This window comes from Nocardia sp. NPDC050710 (assembly GCF_040654375.1).
Taxonomy (GTDB): domain Bacteria; phylum Actinomycetota; class Actinomycetes; order Mycobacteriales; family Mycobacteriaceae; genus Nocardia.
In genome coordinates, this window is sequence record NZ_JBFAHV010000001.1 from 1,120,373 (window position 1) to 1,133,755 (window position 13,383).

The following is a 13,383-nucleotide window of genomic DNA, read 5'->3' on the forward strand; positions in this document are numbered from 1 at the left end:
CGATCTCGGGCGCTGTCGTCACGACCCGAGACACTACCGCTGTCCGCTGACAAGCGGTTCATACCCGGGTGAACGGCTGTGTTCACAGCCGTTTCCCGGATTCCCCGCTATCCGATCTCAGTCCGCCTCCGGCGCCTCCGCCTGCGCGAGCAGCGCCTGCGCCATCTCCCGCATTTGTGCCTTGCGCACCTTGCCGGTGACCGTCATCGGAAACTCCTCGACCACGTGCACATAGCGCGGGATCTTGAAATGCGCGAGCTTGCCGGCGCAGTAGGCGCGCAGTGTCTCGGCGTCCAATGGCGGTGCGCCCTCGCGCATTCGGATCCAGGCCATGAGCTCCTCACCGTATTTCGGGTCGGGGACTCCGATGACCTGGGCATCGAGGATATCCGGGTGGGTGTAGAGGAACTCCTCGATCTCGCGCGGGTAGATATTCTCGCCGCCGCGGATGACCATATCCTTGATCCGGCCGGTCACCGCGAGGTAGCCGTCGGCGTCCATCACGCCGATATCGCCGGTGTGCATCCAGCGGGCGGCGTCGATGGCCTCGGCGGTCTTATCCGGCTGCTCCCAGTAGCCGAGCATGACCGAGTAACCGCGGGTGCACAGTTCACCGGGTTCGCCGCGGGACACTGTCGAACCCGTTGCGGGATCGACGATCTTGACCTCCAGGTGCGGGCCGACCCGCCCCACGGTGGCGGTGCGGCGGCCGATGCTGTCATCGTGGCGGGTCTGGGTCGACACCGGACTGGTCTCGGTCATGCCGTAGCAGATGCTGACCTCGGTCATGCCCATCCGATCGATAACCCGCTTCATCACCTCGACCGGGCACGGGGATCCGGCCATGATGCCGGTGCGCAGGCTCGACAGATCGGGTGCGGCACCGGAATCCAGTGCGGCAAGCATCGCGATGAACATCGTCGGGACCCCGTACAGCGAGGTACAGCGTTCCGCCGCAACGGCTTCCAGGGTTACCTCGGGGTCGAAGGCGGGGGCGGGAATCACGATCGCGGCGCCGTGGGTGGTGGCCGCCAGATTGCCCATAACCATGCCGAAACAGTGATAGAACGGAACCGGCACGCAGATCCGATCCTGTGCGGTATACCGGCACAGCTCGCCGACGAAATAGCCGTTGTTCAGGATGTTGTGGTGACTGAGCGTGGCGCCCTTCGGGAAACCCGTGGTGCCGGAGGTGTATTGGATATTGATCGGATCGTCCATGGACAACGCCGCGCCGAGTCCGGCGAGCAGGTCCGCGTCGATCTCGGTGCGCGCCAGCGCTTCCCACGCTGGCGAGCCGAGCACCAGCACCTGTTCCAGGCCCGGACAGTTCGGCCGGACCTGCGCGATCATCGCGACATAGTTCGAGGTCTTGAACTCCGGCGCCGCGATCAGCATGCACACCCCGGCCTGGCGCAGCACATACTCCAATTCGCTGGTGCGATAGGCCGGATTGATATTGACCAGGATCGCACCGATTTTCGCGGTCGCGTACTGGACGAAGAACCATTCGGCGCAGTTCGGCGCCCAGATACCGACCCGATCGCCCTTGCCGATACCGAGCGCGACCAGTCCGGTGGCCACCGCATCGATGGCCGCGGCGAGTTCACGGTAGGTCCAGCGGCGGCCCGACGGCCGGTCCACCAACGCTTCCCGATCGGGATGAGCCGCGACGGTGCGGTCGAGGTTGCCGCCGATGGTGTCGCCGAGCAGCGGGGTATCCGAGATGCCGGACGCGTAGCTGGGCCGTGTTTCGATCGACATCACCGAACCCCCTGCTGCCGCAGCACGAAACGCTGCACCTTACCGCTCGGCGTTTTCGGTAGATCCGTGACGAAATGCACCTGGCGCGGATAGGCGTGCGCGGCGAATTTCTCCTTGACCAATTGCTGTAGTTCGGCCGCCAACTCCGGACTGCCCGCGGATCCGTCGCGTAGCACCGCGAACGCCTCCAGAACCTCACCGCGCAGCTCATCCGGCATACCGACCACCGCGGCCTCCGCGACCTGGTCGTGCAATACCAGCACGCTCTCCACTTCGAACGGGCCGATGCGGTAGCCGGCCATGATGATCACATCGTCGTCGCGGGAGGAGAAGCGGAAGAACCCCGCGGCGTCGCGTGATCCGGCGTCACCGGTCAGATACCAGCGACCGTCCTCGGTGTAGCGCTGCGCGGTGCGCTCCGGGGCGTCGAGGTATCCGAGGAACCACAGCAGCGGGCTGTTCTCGGTGTCGATGGCGACCCTGCCCATTTCGTCCGGGGCCGCTTCGGTATCGGAATCGTCGGCGAGCACGGCGCACCGCCAGCCGGGCAGTTGCCTACCCATGGAGCCGAGCGGAACGTCGGCGCTGAGTTCGTCGTGCCAGGCATTGCAGATCACCATGCCGTGCTCGGTCTGACCGTAGTGGTCGCGCACCGCCACCCCGAGATCGCGCGCCGACCACGCGACCACCTCCGGGGTCAACGGCTCACCCGCCGAGGAGGCGCGCCTCAGTGCGACGCCCGCGGGCACCGGCGTTTCGTCGGCCCGCAGCGCGCGATACACCGTCGGTGCGGCGGCGAAGTTGGTGACACCGAATCGCTCGAGCACCCGCCAGGTGAGTCCGGCCGAGAACCCCGCGTGCAGCAGCAGGCTGCGGGTTCCGGAAGCCAGCGGGCTCAGGATGGCGTAATACAGCCCGTACGCCCATCCCGGATCGGCGGCATTCCAGTACATGTCATCGGGGCGCACATCGAGCGCGAACTCCTGGTAGGCGTGGAAGGAGGCCAACGCGCGCACCGGAATCGGCACGCCCTTCGGGGTGCCGGTGGTACCGCTGGTGAACAGCTGAACCAGCAGACCGTCACCGCCGACCGTGGCCGCCGCGCCCCGCGGATCATCGGCGGTGTGTGCGGAGACCAGTTCGTCGAACCACAGGGCGTCGGCGACGGCATCGTCGGCCCGCGCGTGGGCTCCGGTCACCACCAGGCGCCAATTCGGGTCGGCCGGGATGTCCTCGCCGGGGGCGAGTTTGGACGCTTGGTCGGCGTCCGCGATCACCAGCACGGCCCGGCTCGTCTCCAACCGGAAAGCGATGGCGGGCGGGGCGAAGGCGGTGAACAACGGGACGTGGACGGCGCCACGCCGCCAGATCCCGAGCAGCGCCACCACCAGGTCGGCCGACTTCGCCATCAGCGTGGCGACCCGGTCGCCGGGCTCCACACCCAACTCGGCGAGCGCGGCCGCGAATCGGGTCGAACGCTCGCGTAGTTCACCGTAGGTGAGGTCGGTGGCGGTCAGATCGGCGTCGACGACGGTGAAGGCGACCCGGTCGGCCGGATGCCGATCGCAGAGCAGGTCCGCCGCGCTCGCCTCGGGCCTGTCGTATTGCCGCAGCAGTTCGTTCACCCGCTGCGTCAGGTCTGTATCCATCTCGTCTCCTCATCCGTGGTGCCGTCTGCGGTGACCGATCGGTGATCCAGGCCACTCCAGTGTCCAATAGGATGTGGGTCACACCCGCACCCGCACTACCCCCGAAAAGGGGTGAGTCTGTTGACCACCGCCTCCCTGCTGCGTCCCCGCGACGGCGACGCGTTACGCGCCGAGATCCGCTGGGTGGCGACCGAGGCCGGGGTGCCGGTGGTCTTCGGCGGCGAGGTGCACGACGACACCCTGTTGTTGTCGGAGTTCGTCGGCACCATGACCAACGGCCTGCGCGGGCTGCCCGTGCTGCGCACCTCCGGCCTCGGCGGCCGGGTCATGGATATGCGACGCCCCGCCTCGGTCGCCGACTACCGCAGCGCCTCCTCGATCACCCACCACTACGACGGACCGGTCTGCGGCGAGGGCATCCGCTCGGTTCTCGCGGTGCCGGTCCTGGTGGACAACCGCTCCCGAGCCGTTCTCTACGCCGCCAACCGCGGCGGTACCCCGCTCGGCGACCGCACGGCCGATCTGATGGTGCGGGCCGGCCGTCGCCTCGCCGCCGAGATCGCCATCCGCGACGAGGTCGACCGCCGCCTGCGCCTGCTCGAACTCACGCCCCCCACCCTCGATACCGCCCCCGCGGTCGCCGAGGAACTCCGTGATATCCACGCCGAACTGCGCGGTATGGCGCGTACCGCCCGGGACGAGCAGCTGCGCACCCGCCTGCACGACCTGTGCGAACGCATGACCCGCGCCCTCAACGGCGACCCGTCCCCCGAGGCGCCTCGCCTGTCCCGCCGCGAACTCGACGTCCTCGCCCAGATCGCCCTCGGCTGCACCAATCAGGAAGCCGCCCAACGCCTTTCCCTCGGACCGGAAACGGTCAAGAGCTACCTCCGCAACGCCATGACCAAACTCGACGCCCACTCCCGCCACGAGGCCGTGGTCCTCGCCCGCCGCCACGGCCTGTTGCCCTGATCCTGACGTACACACGTCCGATGTCGGGCGTACCGGACCGGGGGGACAAGCTCTCCTCGGTCACCGGTGATGCTGGGGTGGCGGTCGCACCCGGCGCGGATCAGTCCGTGTCGGGCAGCAGGTCGGGGCGGCGTTCGCGGGTACGAGCGAGGGACTGTTCGCGCCGCCAGGCCGCGACCTTGGCGTGGTCGCCGGACAACAGGATCGGGGGGACCTCGAGGCCGCGCCAGCTGACCGGGCGGGTGTAGCTGGGGCCTTCCAACAGACCGTCGGAGAACGAATCCTCTTGGTGGGATTGCTGATTGCCGAGAACGCCGGGGATGAGACGCACGAACGCCTCGGTCATCACCAGGACGGCGGCCTCACCGCCGATGAGGACATAGTCGCCGATGCTGACCTCTTCGACCCGGACCCGGCGGGCGGCGTCGTCGAAGACGCGTTGGTCGATGCCCTCGTAGCGGCCGCAGGCGAACACGATGTGCTCCTCGGCCGCCCAGCGGTGCGCGGTGGCCTGGGTGAAGGGCACACCCGCCGGAGTCGGCACGACGAGCAGGGCATCGTCGGGGCAGACCGCATCGAGGGCGTCGCCCCACACGGTCGGCTTCATGACCATGCCGGGGCCGCCGCCGTACGGCGAATCGTCCACGGATTTGTGTACGTCGTGCGTCCAACGGCGCAGGTCGTGCACGTCGACCGAGATCAGGCCCTTCTCGATGGCCTTGCCGAGCAGCGCGGTGCGCAGCGGCTCCAGATACTCCGGAAAGATCGTGACGACGTCGAGCTTCATCGACTCTCCTGTGTTCAGCGCTAGCCCGGCAACGGCGGCCGCACCCTCACTCCGGATCGAGCAACCCCTCGGGCGGATCGATGACGATGAGCTTGTCGGCCAATGAGACCGTCGGCACGATCGCGGTGACGAACGGGATGAGGATCTCCCGCTTGTCCTGTGCGGCGCGCACCGACAACAGTTCACCCGCGGCGGAGTGCAGTACCTCGGTGACGGAGCCGACGAGGGTGCCGTCGGTGAGCTGGACGGTCAAACCCTCCAGTTCGTGGTCGTAGTACTCGTCCGGATCCTCCGATGGCGGCAGGTCGGCGGTGTCGACGACGAACAGCATGCCGCGCAGCGCGTCGGCCGCGGTGCGGTCGGAGATTCCGGCGAGAAATACGAGAAGTCGGCCCGAATGCTCCCGGGCCGACTCCACGGTGAAGTCACGAACCTCATTCGACCGCGCCAGGCGCCCCCGCAGGGTGACGCCCGGCGCGAAACGCGCTTCGGGTTCGTCGGTGCGGATCTCGACGACGAGTTCGCCGCGCACACCGTGCGACTTGGCGACCCGTCCTACGACGAGTTCCATCTACTGGTCGGTGTCGACCACGTCGACCCGGATACCCCGGCCGCCGATACCGGCGACGAGGGTCCGCAGCGCGGTCGCGGTGCGACCGCCGCGGCCGATGACCTTGCCCAGGTCCTCGGGGTGCACGTGCACCTCGACGGTGCGTCCGCGACGGCCGGTGATCAGCTCGACACGGACGTCATCGGGGTTGGCGACGATGCCGCGAACCAGATGTTCGACGGCATCGGCGACGACGGCACTCATATTTACTCAGCCTCGGTCTCGGCGGGCGCCTCGGCGGCCTCGTCCTTCTTGGCGGCCTTCTTCTTCGGGGTGACGGCCTCGGCGACCGGCTCGTTGTCGGCGGCGGCCAGCGCGGCGTTGAACAGGTCCAGCTTGGACGGCTTCGCGGCCTTGACCTTCAGGGTGCCCTCGGCGCCCGGCAGACCCTTGAACTTCTGCCAGTCACCGGTGATCTCCAGCAGACGCTGGACGGGCTCGGTCGGCTGCGCGCCGACACCCAGCCAGTACTGAGCGCGCTCGGAATCGATCTCGATGAGCGACGGCTCTTCCTTCGGGTGGTACTTGCCGATGGACTCGATAGCCCGGCCGTCACGGCGGGTGCGGGCGTCCGCGACGACGATGCGGTACTGCGGGTTGCGGATCTTGCCCATACGGGTGAGCTTGATGCGAACAGCCATGCTGATCTGCCTCTTTCAATAGTTGGTCACGGCGCGATTCAGCGACTCGCACGGTCTGCGAGCCCGGTTTCGCGCATGGAGTGTGTGACCGCCGCGCGGTACGTAACCGGAGACGGGCTGACACTGTCCAGGAAGGACGGTGGTCCATTGTGCCAGATGGGCTGGGCTCTCCTGAAATCGCGTCGGTTGTGAACGAACCGGCCGCGACCCAGCCGCAGCGACGACGTCCACCCGGCTGAGTCGTGAACTCCGTGCGGTCAACGCAGCTGAGACGTGTCTATCTCGACCGGCACCGGGCCCGGAGCCGCAACCGTCTCCCCGGCCCCCGCATACACCTCTTGGCGGTATCCCGTCTCGCCCAGCCGATACCCCATGAAGCGTGCCGGTTTCTCGTCCGGCAACTCCACGATCCACAGAAATTGGACACGGGCCGCCGCGTAACCGGCGATCTTCGTATCCCGCTCCGCTTGGGTATTACCGGGCGACCACACCTCGACGGCGAGTACGAGATCCTCCGGCGCGAAGCTGGTGTGGTTGATGTCGACATCGACGACTGCGACGTCGGGAATCACCCCGGTACGGAAGGCCGTGCTGATCCGCACGGCCACCGCAGGCAAGACCCGCAAATCAGTCCTATCTGCGGCACGGATCGCATTGCGCAGCGCAACAAACAGCTCACCTGCCGCGTACTGATGCGGACCGCCGGGCGCTGGCGTCATGTAGAGGTACCCCAGAATGAGTTCGAGTCGAGATCCATCAGATGGCTGCTCTTCGGCGAGCCAGTCTTCCACGGTCGTGGGACCCAAGGGGTGAATCATCGAAACCTCGGCGCTCATCGTCATTTCCGTCCGATCCTGGGCCTGTGCCCTTGCCGCGTGCCGCCGCCCGATTCGAACATCGTTCCACATCGGATGTCTCCAAATCTCCATTTGGAGACACCCGAGATCGACTGTAGCTACGCCACTGCACCGATGGGCTGCGGATATCCGCGATTCGCCGCATGATCACCGTGGAAAGGTGCGGCGCCCCCGTCCGTCCCCGTCGGGCTCAGCGGTGTCCGGTCACCGGGTTCGGGGTTTTCCTGACGCGGCCGCGGAGGATGACCCATTCGGGATCGGTGAGCATGGCCGGGTTGGTCCGCGGATCCTCCCGGTAGACGACGAAATCGGCGGGGGCGCCATGTTCGATGCCGGGGCGGCCGAGCCAGGTGCGGGCATTCCAGGACGCGGCGCCGAGGGCATCGTGGGCGGAGAGGCCCGCACCGGCCAGGGCGGTGATTTCGTCGGCGATGCGGCCGTGGCGGATGGAGCCGCCCGCGTCGGTGCCCGCGTAGATGGGGACACCCGCGTCGTGGGCATTGGCGACCGTGGTGCGGACACGGCGATGCAGGTCGCGCATGTGGGCGGCGTAGGTCGGGAATTTGCCCGCGCCGTCGGCGATTTCGGGGAAGGTGTCGATATTGATCAGGGTGGGCACCAGGGCGGTGCGGTGTTCGGCCATCAATTCGATGGTGTCGTCGGTGAGGCCGGTGCCGTGTTCCAGGCAGTCGATGCCCGCGTTGATCAGGCCGGGCAGTGCATCCTCGCCGAATACGTGCGCGGTGACGCGGGCACCATTGGTATGAGCGGCGTCGATGGCCTCTTTCAGGATCGAATCGCTCCACAGGGGGCGCAGATCGCCGACCGAGCGGTCGATCCAGTCACCGACGATTTTCACCCATCCGTCGCCGAAGCGCGCTTGTTCGGCGACGATCTCCGGCAGGTCGCGTTCGTCGTCGAGTTCGATGCCGAGCTCCCGGATATAGCGCTTCGGGCGGCCGATGTGGCGGCCGGCGCGGATGATCCTCGGCAGTTCCTCGTGCTCGTCGATGAACCGGGTGTCGATGGGTGAACCCGCGTCGCGCAGGAGCAGCGCACCCGCGTCGCGTTCGATCTCGGCCTGGGCGATCGCACCGTCGCGGTCCTCGTGTCCCCCGCCGTACCTGATTCCGACGTGACAGTGCGCATCCACCAGTCCTGGGACGATCCACCCTGAGGCGCACAGGGTTTCGGCGCCGGGCACCGGTTCGAAGGATACAAGTCCGTCGCGCACCCACAGGTCGCGCACCTCGTCGTCAGGGAGAATCACACCCCGCAGACGCATACCCACCTCCTGGTCGGGCGACTGGATCAACCTACCTCGACCATCCGCGAGGTCGCTCTATGGCGACACCGCTCAACGAGTACCGCCGACCCCTCGAATGCCCGGCCCGAGGACCCTCACCGGCGACCGGTGACCGACCCCGCACGGGGCCGGTCACCGCGCACGTTGTGAGCGGCCTACTTCTTCGGGAACTTGAGCTTGGACAGATCGAAACCTTCGAGACCCGGCGGCAGCTGATCGAGACCGGCGGGCATATTCGAAATGTCGGGCATACCGGGCGGCAGTCCTGGCATACCGGCGGGCATACCCGGGAAACCGCCGCGCACCTTCGGCGGGGTCGGCCCGCGGCCGCCCTTCTTACCCTTCTTGCCCTTCTTGGCGTTGCCGCGCCGCGCACCGGGCATGCCCATCTGGCGGCCCATCATCGCCATCATCTTCTTGGCCTCGAAGAAGCGGTCGACGAGCTGGTTGACCTCGGAGACCTGCACACCGGAGCCATTGGCGATGCGCAGCCTGCGGGAGGCGTTGATGATCTTCGGATTGTCGCGTTCGGCCGGGGTCATACCGCGGATGATGGCCTGCACCCGGTCCAGCTGCTTATCGTCGACCTGGGCCAGCACATCCTTCATCTGGCCCGCGCCGGGCAGCATGCCGAGCAGGTTGCCGATCGGGCCCATTTTGCGGATGGCCAGCATCTGGTCGAGGAAGTCCTCGAGGGTGAGCTCACCGCTGCCGATCTTGCGCGCGGCCTCCTCGGCCTGCTGCGCGTCGTAGACCTGTTCGGCCTGCTCGATCAGGGTCAGTACGTCGCCCATGCCGAGGATGCGGCTGGCCATTCGGTCGGGGTGGAAGACGTCGAAGTCCTCCAGTTTTTCGCCGGTGGAGGCGAACATGATCGGCGCACCGGTCACATTGCGGACCGACAGCGCCGCACCACCGCGGGCGTCACCGTCGAGTTTGGTGAGCACCACGCCGGTGAAGCCGACGCCGTCGCGGAATGCCTCGGCGGTGCTGACCGCGTCCTGGCCGATCATGGCGTCGAGCACGAACAACGTCTCGTCCGGCTGCACCGCATCGCGGATGCCGGCGGCCTGACGCATCAGCTCGGCGTCGATACCGAGACGACCGGCGGTGTCGACGATGATCACGTCGTACTGCTTGGCCTTGGCCTCGGCGACACCATTGCGCGCGACCTCGACAGGGTCGGCCGCGGAGATGCCGAGGGGGTTGTCACCACCGCCGACCGAGGTTCCGGGGTGCGGCGCGAAGACGGGCACGCCCGCGCGCTCGCCGACCACCTGCAGCTGAGTGACGGCGCCGGGGCGCTGGAGGTCACATGCGACCAGCAGCGGCTGATGCCCCTGTCCCTTCATCCATTTCGCGAGCTTGCCCGCCAGAGTCGTCTTACCGGCACCCTGTAGACCGGCGAGCATGACCACCGTCGGCGGGTTCTTGGCCAGGGTCAGCCTGCGGGTCTCGCCGCCGAGGATATTGACGAGTTCCTCGTTGACGATCTTGACGACCTGCTGGGCCGGGTTGAGTGCCGCGGAGACCTCGGCACCCTTGGCGCGTTCCTTGATCTTCGCGATGAAACCGCGCACCACGGGCAGCGCGACGTCGGCTTCGAGCAGGGCGAGCCGAATCTCGCGGCAGGTGGCGTCGATGTCGGCCGGTGACAGTCGCCCCTTACCACGCAGATCCTTGAGGGCACCGGTAAGCCGGTCGGACAGGGATTCGAACACCGATCGCGCTCCTGATCTCGGGGGACGTCACTGGGACGGCCGCCGGCTGAACCGGCGGGGTGGGTAAACAACGCCCTCCCAGGGTAATGGGATCGTCCACACCGGCGCGCAACCGGTGCGTCCTCCGAGGTCACGCGGGACGGTTATTCGAGCGAACGGCGGCGCGGTTTGGCCGTTCTGCGGTAGTCGTGATTCTCCTCGGCCACCATGAAAACCGCCTCGCGGGCGGTCAGACCCAGCTCCAAGGCCAGGTCGTCGAGCGTGGCCCATTCGGTTCCGGTCGGAATCTCATGGTTGGCGACCATGGTGGCGATCGTCATCGCGGTCACCGCCTGACGACCCGTCAGCGTGCGTCCGGGCAGCCAGGACACAACCCAGCGGTCGCCGCCGACACACCGCGCCATATGCGTCGTCTCGTCACTCGTCATCATCGACGCCGAAACAACTTCAATTGCCACCGACTGCTCCCCTCATGCTCGCGATAGCCAGACGCTCTGATAGTAGGGGGCGCTCGGCGGCGCGCATATGAGATCCAGCAAATAATCTGCAACAGATTGATTGCCAGGCATTTTTGCTAGTTGATCTGCCTAGATAGCCAGCAAACTGGGCACTCGGTAAACATTCAGAAAACCGGACCGGCGCCTGGCGCGGCGGCGTCTTCCGGCTTCTTCGGCGCGGGTCGGGGCACCACTTCCAGGACCGCCTTCTCGATAGTCGCGCGACGACCGGGTCCATCGTCCGCACCGAGATCCAGACAGAAGGCATCGACCACCGCCGACCCCATGGTGACCACTTTCGCCCACCGCACATTGGCACCGGCCACGGCGAAGGCGGCGGCGAGCCGGCTCAGCAGCCCGATCCGGTCCTCGCCGCGCAACTCCAGAATGGCCTGGCCCGGCGTGGCGGTGTCGAACCAGATCACCCGGGGCGGTGCCTGCGCGTACGGGCTCGGCCCCGCGCCGGTCGCCTCGCGTTCTCGCTTGGCCAGCAGCGCGGGCAGGTCGAGATCGCCGTTGGAGGCCCGGATCAGTTCCTGCCGCAGCAGCCCGGCATCCGGCGGGTCACCGAACTTCGGCGACACCACGAAAGTATTGACGGCCGAAGCGCCTTCGCTGCCGACGGAAGCGGAGAGCACGCGCAACGCGTGCAGCGCCAGCACCCCCGCCGCATCCGAGAGCAGGCCCGGGGTGTCGGGCGCGATCACCGTCACAATGTAGGTGTACTTCCCCTCCCCCGGGCGCAGATCGATGTGCACGCCACCGGCCGCGGCCTTGGCCTGTAGCTCGGACGCGATGGGTTCGGGGGTCGGTAGCTGATCGCCGGCCATCACCAGGCGGCAGCGGCGGACCAGATCGCCGATCAGCGACGCCTTCCATTCACCCCACACCCCGGGCCCGGTGGCCAGCGAATCCGCCTCGGCCAGGGTGTGCAGCAGTTCCAGCAGTTGCACCTCGCCGCCGAGGGCGTCGACGACGAACTGCACGGTGCCGGGATCGGCCAGGTCACGGCGGGTCGCGGTATCCGGGAGCAGTAGATGATGCCGGACGATGGCGCTGAGCGTGCGCACATCCGACGGCCACAGGCCGAGTCGGCGTCCGATGTGGGTGGCGAGTTCCGCGCCGACGACGCTGTGGTCACCGGCCCTGCCCTTGCCGATATCGTGCAGCAGCGCGCCCAGCATGAGCAGGTCCGGGCGGGCGACCCGGGTGCTCAGCGCGCTGGCATACGCGACCGTCTCCATCAGGTGGCGATCGACGGTCCAGGTGTGCAGGGCGTCGCGCGGTGGCAGATCGCGCACCGCGCCCCACTCCGGAAGCAGCCTGCCCCACAACCCCGTTCGATCCAGCGCCTCGATCGCGGCGATAGTGCCGCGGCCCGCACCGAGCAGCACCAGCAGATCGTTGAGCGCGTCCTTGGGCCACGGCTCGCGCAGTTCGGGCGCATCCTCGGACAGCCGGTTCAGCGTCGTGGCCGACATCGGCAGTCCGGTCTGCGCCGATGCCGCCGCCACCCGCAGTATGAGCCCGGGATCACGTTGCGGCCGCGCGTCCCGGGCCAGCACCACCTCGCCCGCATGCTCGACCACCCCCTCATCGAGTGGTCGACGCACCGGCATGCGGCGCAGTCTCGCGAGTCCGCGGCGGGGCAGCGCGTTGGCGGCGGTCCGTAGCCCGACGTCGACGGAGTAGCTCACCGTCCGGGCGGAATCGCTCAGGGTACGCGCGAGATCGAATCGATCGCCGATCCGCAGTGCCGCGCCTATTTCGTCCGCGTCCTGGGCGCGCAGCTGGTCGCGGGCACGGCCCGCCACCCGATGCAGTTCCGTGCGAACGTCCAGCAAACGTCGGCGGGCCTGTTTCAGTCCACCGCCCGGCACATCCGGACCGAGACCGGGCATGGCGTCGGTCAACTGGGCGATCGACAGGGCGTCGAGCAGTTGGATATCGCGCAGCCCGCCGCGCCCGTTCTTGAGATCGGGCTCGGCGCGATGCGCGATCTCACCGCTGCGCTGCCAGCGCGCCGTGGCCTGGGCGATCAGATCGTCGAACCGGGATCGGATTCCGGTCCGCCATTCCCGGCGCACCCCGCCGATCAGCAGATTGCTCAGCTCCACATCGCCGACGATGTGCCGGGCCTCGAGCATGCCGAGGGCGGCGATCAGATCGTCGTTGGCGACCCGCAATGCCTGGGGGACGGTCCGGACACTGTGGTCGAGTTTGATGTGGGCATCCCACAGCGGGTACCAGAGCTGGTCGGCGACCTCGGCCACCCGGGCGGGGTCGACATCGTCGTGCAACAGGACCAGATCCAGATCCGAATACGGCAGCATCTCGCGGCGGCCCAATCCGCCGACCGCCACCACGGCGAGGCCGCTGTCGGCGGTGATGCCGAGTTCGGCACCCTTACTGGTGAGCCACAGCTCGTAGAGATCGACCAGGGCCGAGCGCAGCGCCTCGGCATCCAGTCGCGGATTGCGGGGCAGCCCGCCGTCGAGCAGTTGTTTGCGGGCCCGGACCAGGTCGGCCGCCCCATTGGAGACCTTGTCCGTCACCTGTCTGCCACTGTCATGCTCGTA

Annotated in this window: 12 protein-coding genes; 1 reads left to right on the forward strand and 11 read right to left on the reverse strand. The window is 67.7% G+C overall.

All coding sequences use genetic code 11. The features are described 5' to 3' along the window. Positions 1-117: 117 nt before the first annotated feature. Both AB0H61_RS05270 and AB0H61_RS05275 read right to left on the reverse strand, forming a co-directional pair. The gene (locus tag AB0H61_RS05270) at positions 118-1,764 is read right to left on the reverse strand and encodes an AMP-binding protein (RefSeq protein ID WP_357299420.1); all 1,647 of its coding nucleotides are present in this window, start codon (positions 1,762-1,764) and stop codon (positions 118-120) included. Then, entirely contained in the window at positions 1,764-3,413 is a 1,650-nt protein-coding gene (locus AB0H61_RS05275; protein WP_357299421.1) for an AMP-binding protein, read from the reverse strand. The genes AB0H61_RS05270 and AB0H61_RS05275 overlap by 1 nt, the downstream gene beginning before the upstream one ends. A gap of 120 nt (positions 3,414-3,533) precedes the next feature. On the opposite strand from AB0H61_RS05275, the gene AB0H61_RS05280 reads away from it, so the two are divergent. Next, positions 3,534-4,385 (forward strand): LuxR C-terminal-related transcriptional regulator, encoded by an 852-nt coding sequence (locus AB0H61_RS05280; protein ID WP_357299423.1) that lies wholly within the window; start codon positions 3,534-3,536, stop codon positions 4,383-4,385. A 100-nt stretch (positions 4,386-4,485) separates the two neighbouring features. On the opposite strand, the gene trmD is transcribed toward AB0H61_RS05280, so the two are convergent. The 9 genes from trmD to AB0H61_RS05325 all read right to left on the reverse strand — a co-directional run bounded on the left by trmD (position 4,486) and on the right by AB0H61_RS05325 (position 13,359). Continuing rightward, positions 4,486-5,172 (reverse strand): tRNA (guanosine(37)-N1)-methyltransferase TrmD, encoded by a 687-nt coding sequence (gene trmD, locus AB0H61_RS05285; protein ID WP_357299426.1) that lies wholly within the window; start codon positions 5,170-5,172, stop codon positions 4,486-4,488. A 46-nt stretch (positions 5,173-5,218) separates the two neighbouring features. After that, entirely contained in the window at positions 5,219-5,743 is a 525-nt protein-coding gene (gene rimM, locus AB0H61_RS05290; RefSeq protein ID WP_357299428.1) for a ribosome maturation factor RimM, read from the reverse strand. Then, positions 5,744-5,986, reverse strand: coding sequence for an RNA-binding protein (locus tag AB0H61_RS05295; protein ID WP_067782143.1), 243 nt, complete (start codon positions 5,984-5,986; stop codon positions 5,744-5,746). It abuts the gene before it with no gap. 2 nt (positions 5,987-5,988) lie between these two features. Next, positions 5,989-6,423: a 30S ribosomal protein S16 gene (rpsP, locus tag AB0H61_RS05300; protein WP_357299430.1), complete on the reverse strand. Its 435-nt coding sequence runs from the start codon at positions 6,421-6,423 to the stop codon at positions 5,989-5,991. A 257-nt stretch (positions 6,424-6,680) separates the two neighbouring features. Then, the gene (locus AB0H61_RS05305; protein ID WP_357299433.1) at positions 6,681-7,259 is read right to left on the reverse strand and encodes a Uma2 family endonuclease; all 579 of its coding nucleotides are present in this window, start codon (positions 7,257-7,259) and stop codon (positions 6,681-6,683) included. Between the two features lie 211 nt (positions 7,260-7,470). Beyond that, entirely contained in the window at positions 7,471-8,565 is a 1,095-nt protein-coding gene (locus tag AB0H61_RS05310) for an amidohydrolase family protein (RefSeq protein ID WP_357299436.1), read from the reverse strand. 176 nt (positions 8,566-8,741) lie between these two features. Then, positions 8,742-10,307, reverse strand: a complete 1,566-nt coding sequence (gene ffh / locus AB0H61_RS05315) for a signal recognition particle protein (RefSeq protein WP_357299439.1) — start codon at positions 10,305-10,307, stop codon at positions 8,742-8,744. Positions 10,308-10,450: 143 nt separating this feature from the next. After that, positions 10,451-10,765: a hypothetical protein gene (locus AB0H61_RS05320; protein ID WP_357299440.1), complete on the reverse strand. Its 315-nt coding sequence runs from the start codon at positions 10,763-10,765 to the stop codon at positions 10,451-10,453. 164 nt (positions 10,766-10,929) lie between these two features. Then, on the reverse strand, positions 10,930-13,359 hold the full coding sequence (locus AB0H61_RS05325; protein ID WP_357299443.1) for a [protein-PII] uridylyltransferase: 2,430 nt from the start codon (positions 13,357-13,359) through the stop codon (positions 10,930-10,932). Positions 13,360-13,383: the final 24 nt, after the last annotated feature.

Bases quoted from the DNA above. Each gene is read 5' to 3' on its own strand.
- AB0H61_RS05295 (WP_067782143.1), bottom strand. From the start codon at position 5,986: ATGAGTGCCGTCGTCGCCGATGCCGTCGAACATCTGGTTCGCGGCATC.
- AB0H61_RS05305 (WP_357299433.1), bottom strand. From the start codon at position 7,259: ATGAGCGCCGAGGTTTCGATGATTCACCCCTTGGGTCCCACGACCGTG.
- rpsP (WP_357299430.1), bottom strand. From the start codon at position 6,423: ATGGCTGTTCGCATCAAGCTCACCCGTATGGGCAAGATCCGCAACCCG.
- AB0H61_RS05310 (WP_357299436.1), bottom strand. From the start codon at position 8,565: ATGCGTCTGCGGGGTGTGATTCTCCCTGACGACGAGGTGCGCGACCTG.
- trmD (WP_357299426.1), bottom strand. From the start codon at position 5,172: ATGAAGCTCGACGTCGTCACGATCTTTCCGGAGTATCTGGAGCCGCTG.
- AB0H61_RS05275 (WP_357299421.1), bottom strand. From the start codon at position 3,413: ATGGATACAGACCTGACGCAGCGGGTGAACGAACTGCTGCGGCAATAC.
- rimM (WP_357299428.1), bottom strand. From the start codon at position 5,743: ATGGAACTCGTCGTAGGACGGGTCGCCAAGTCGCACGGTGTGCGCGGC.
- AB0H61_RS05270 (WP_357299420.1), bottom strand. From the start codon at position 1,764: ATGTCGATCGAAACACGGCCCAGCTACGCGTCCGGCATCTCGGATACC.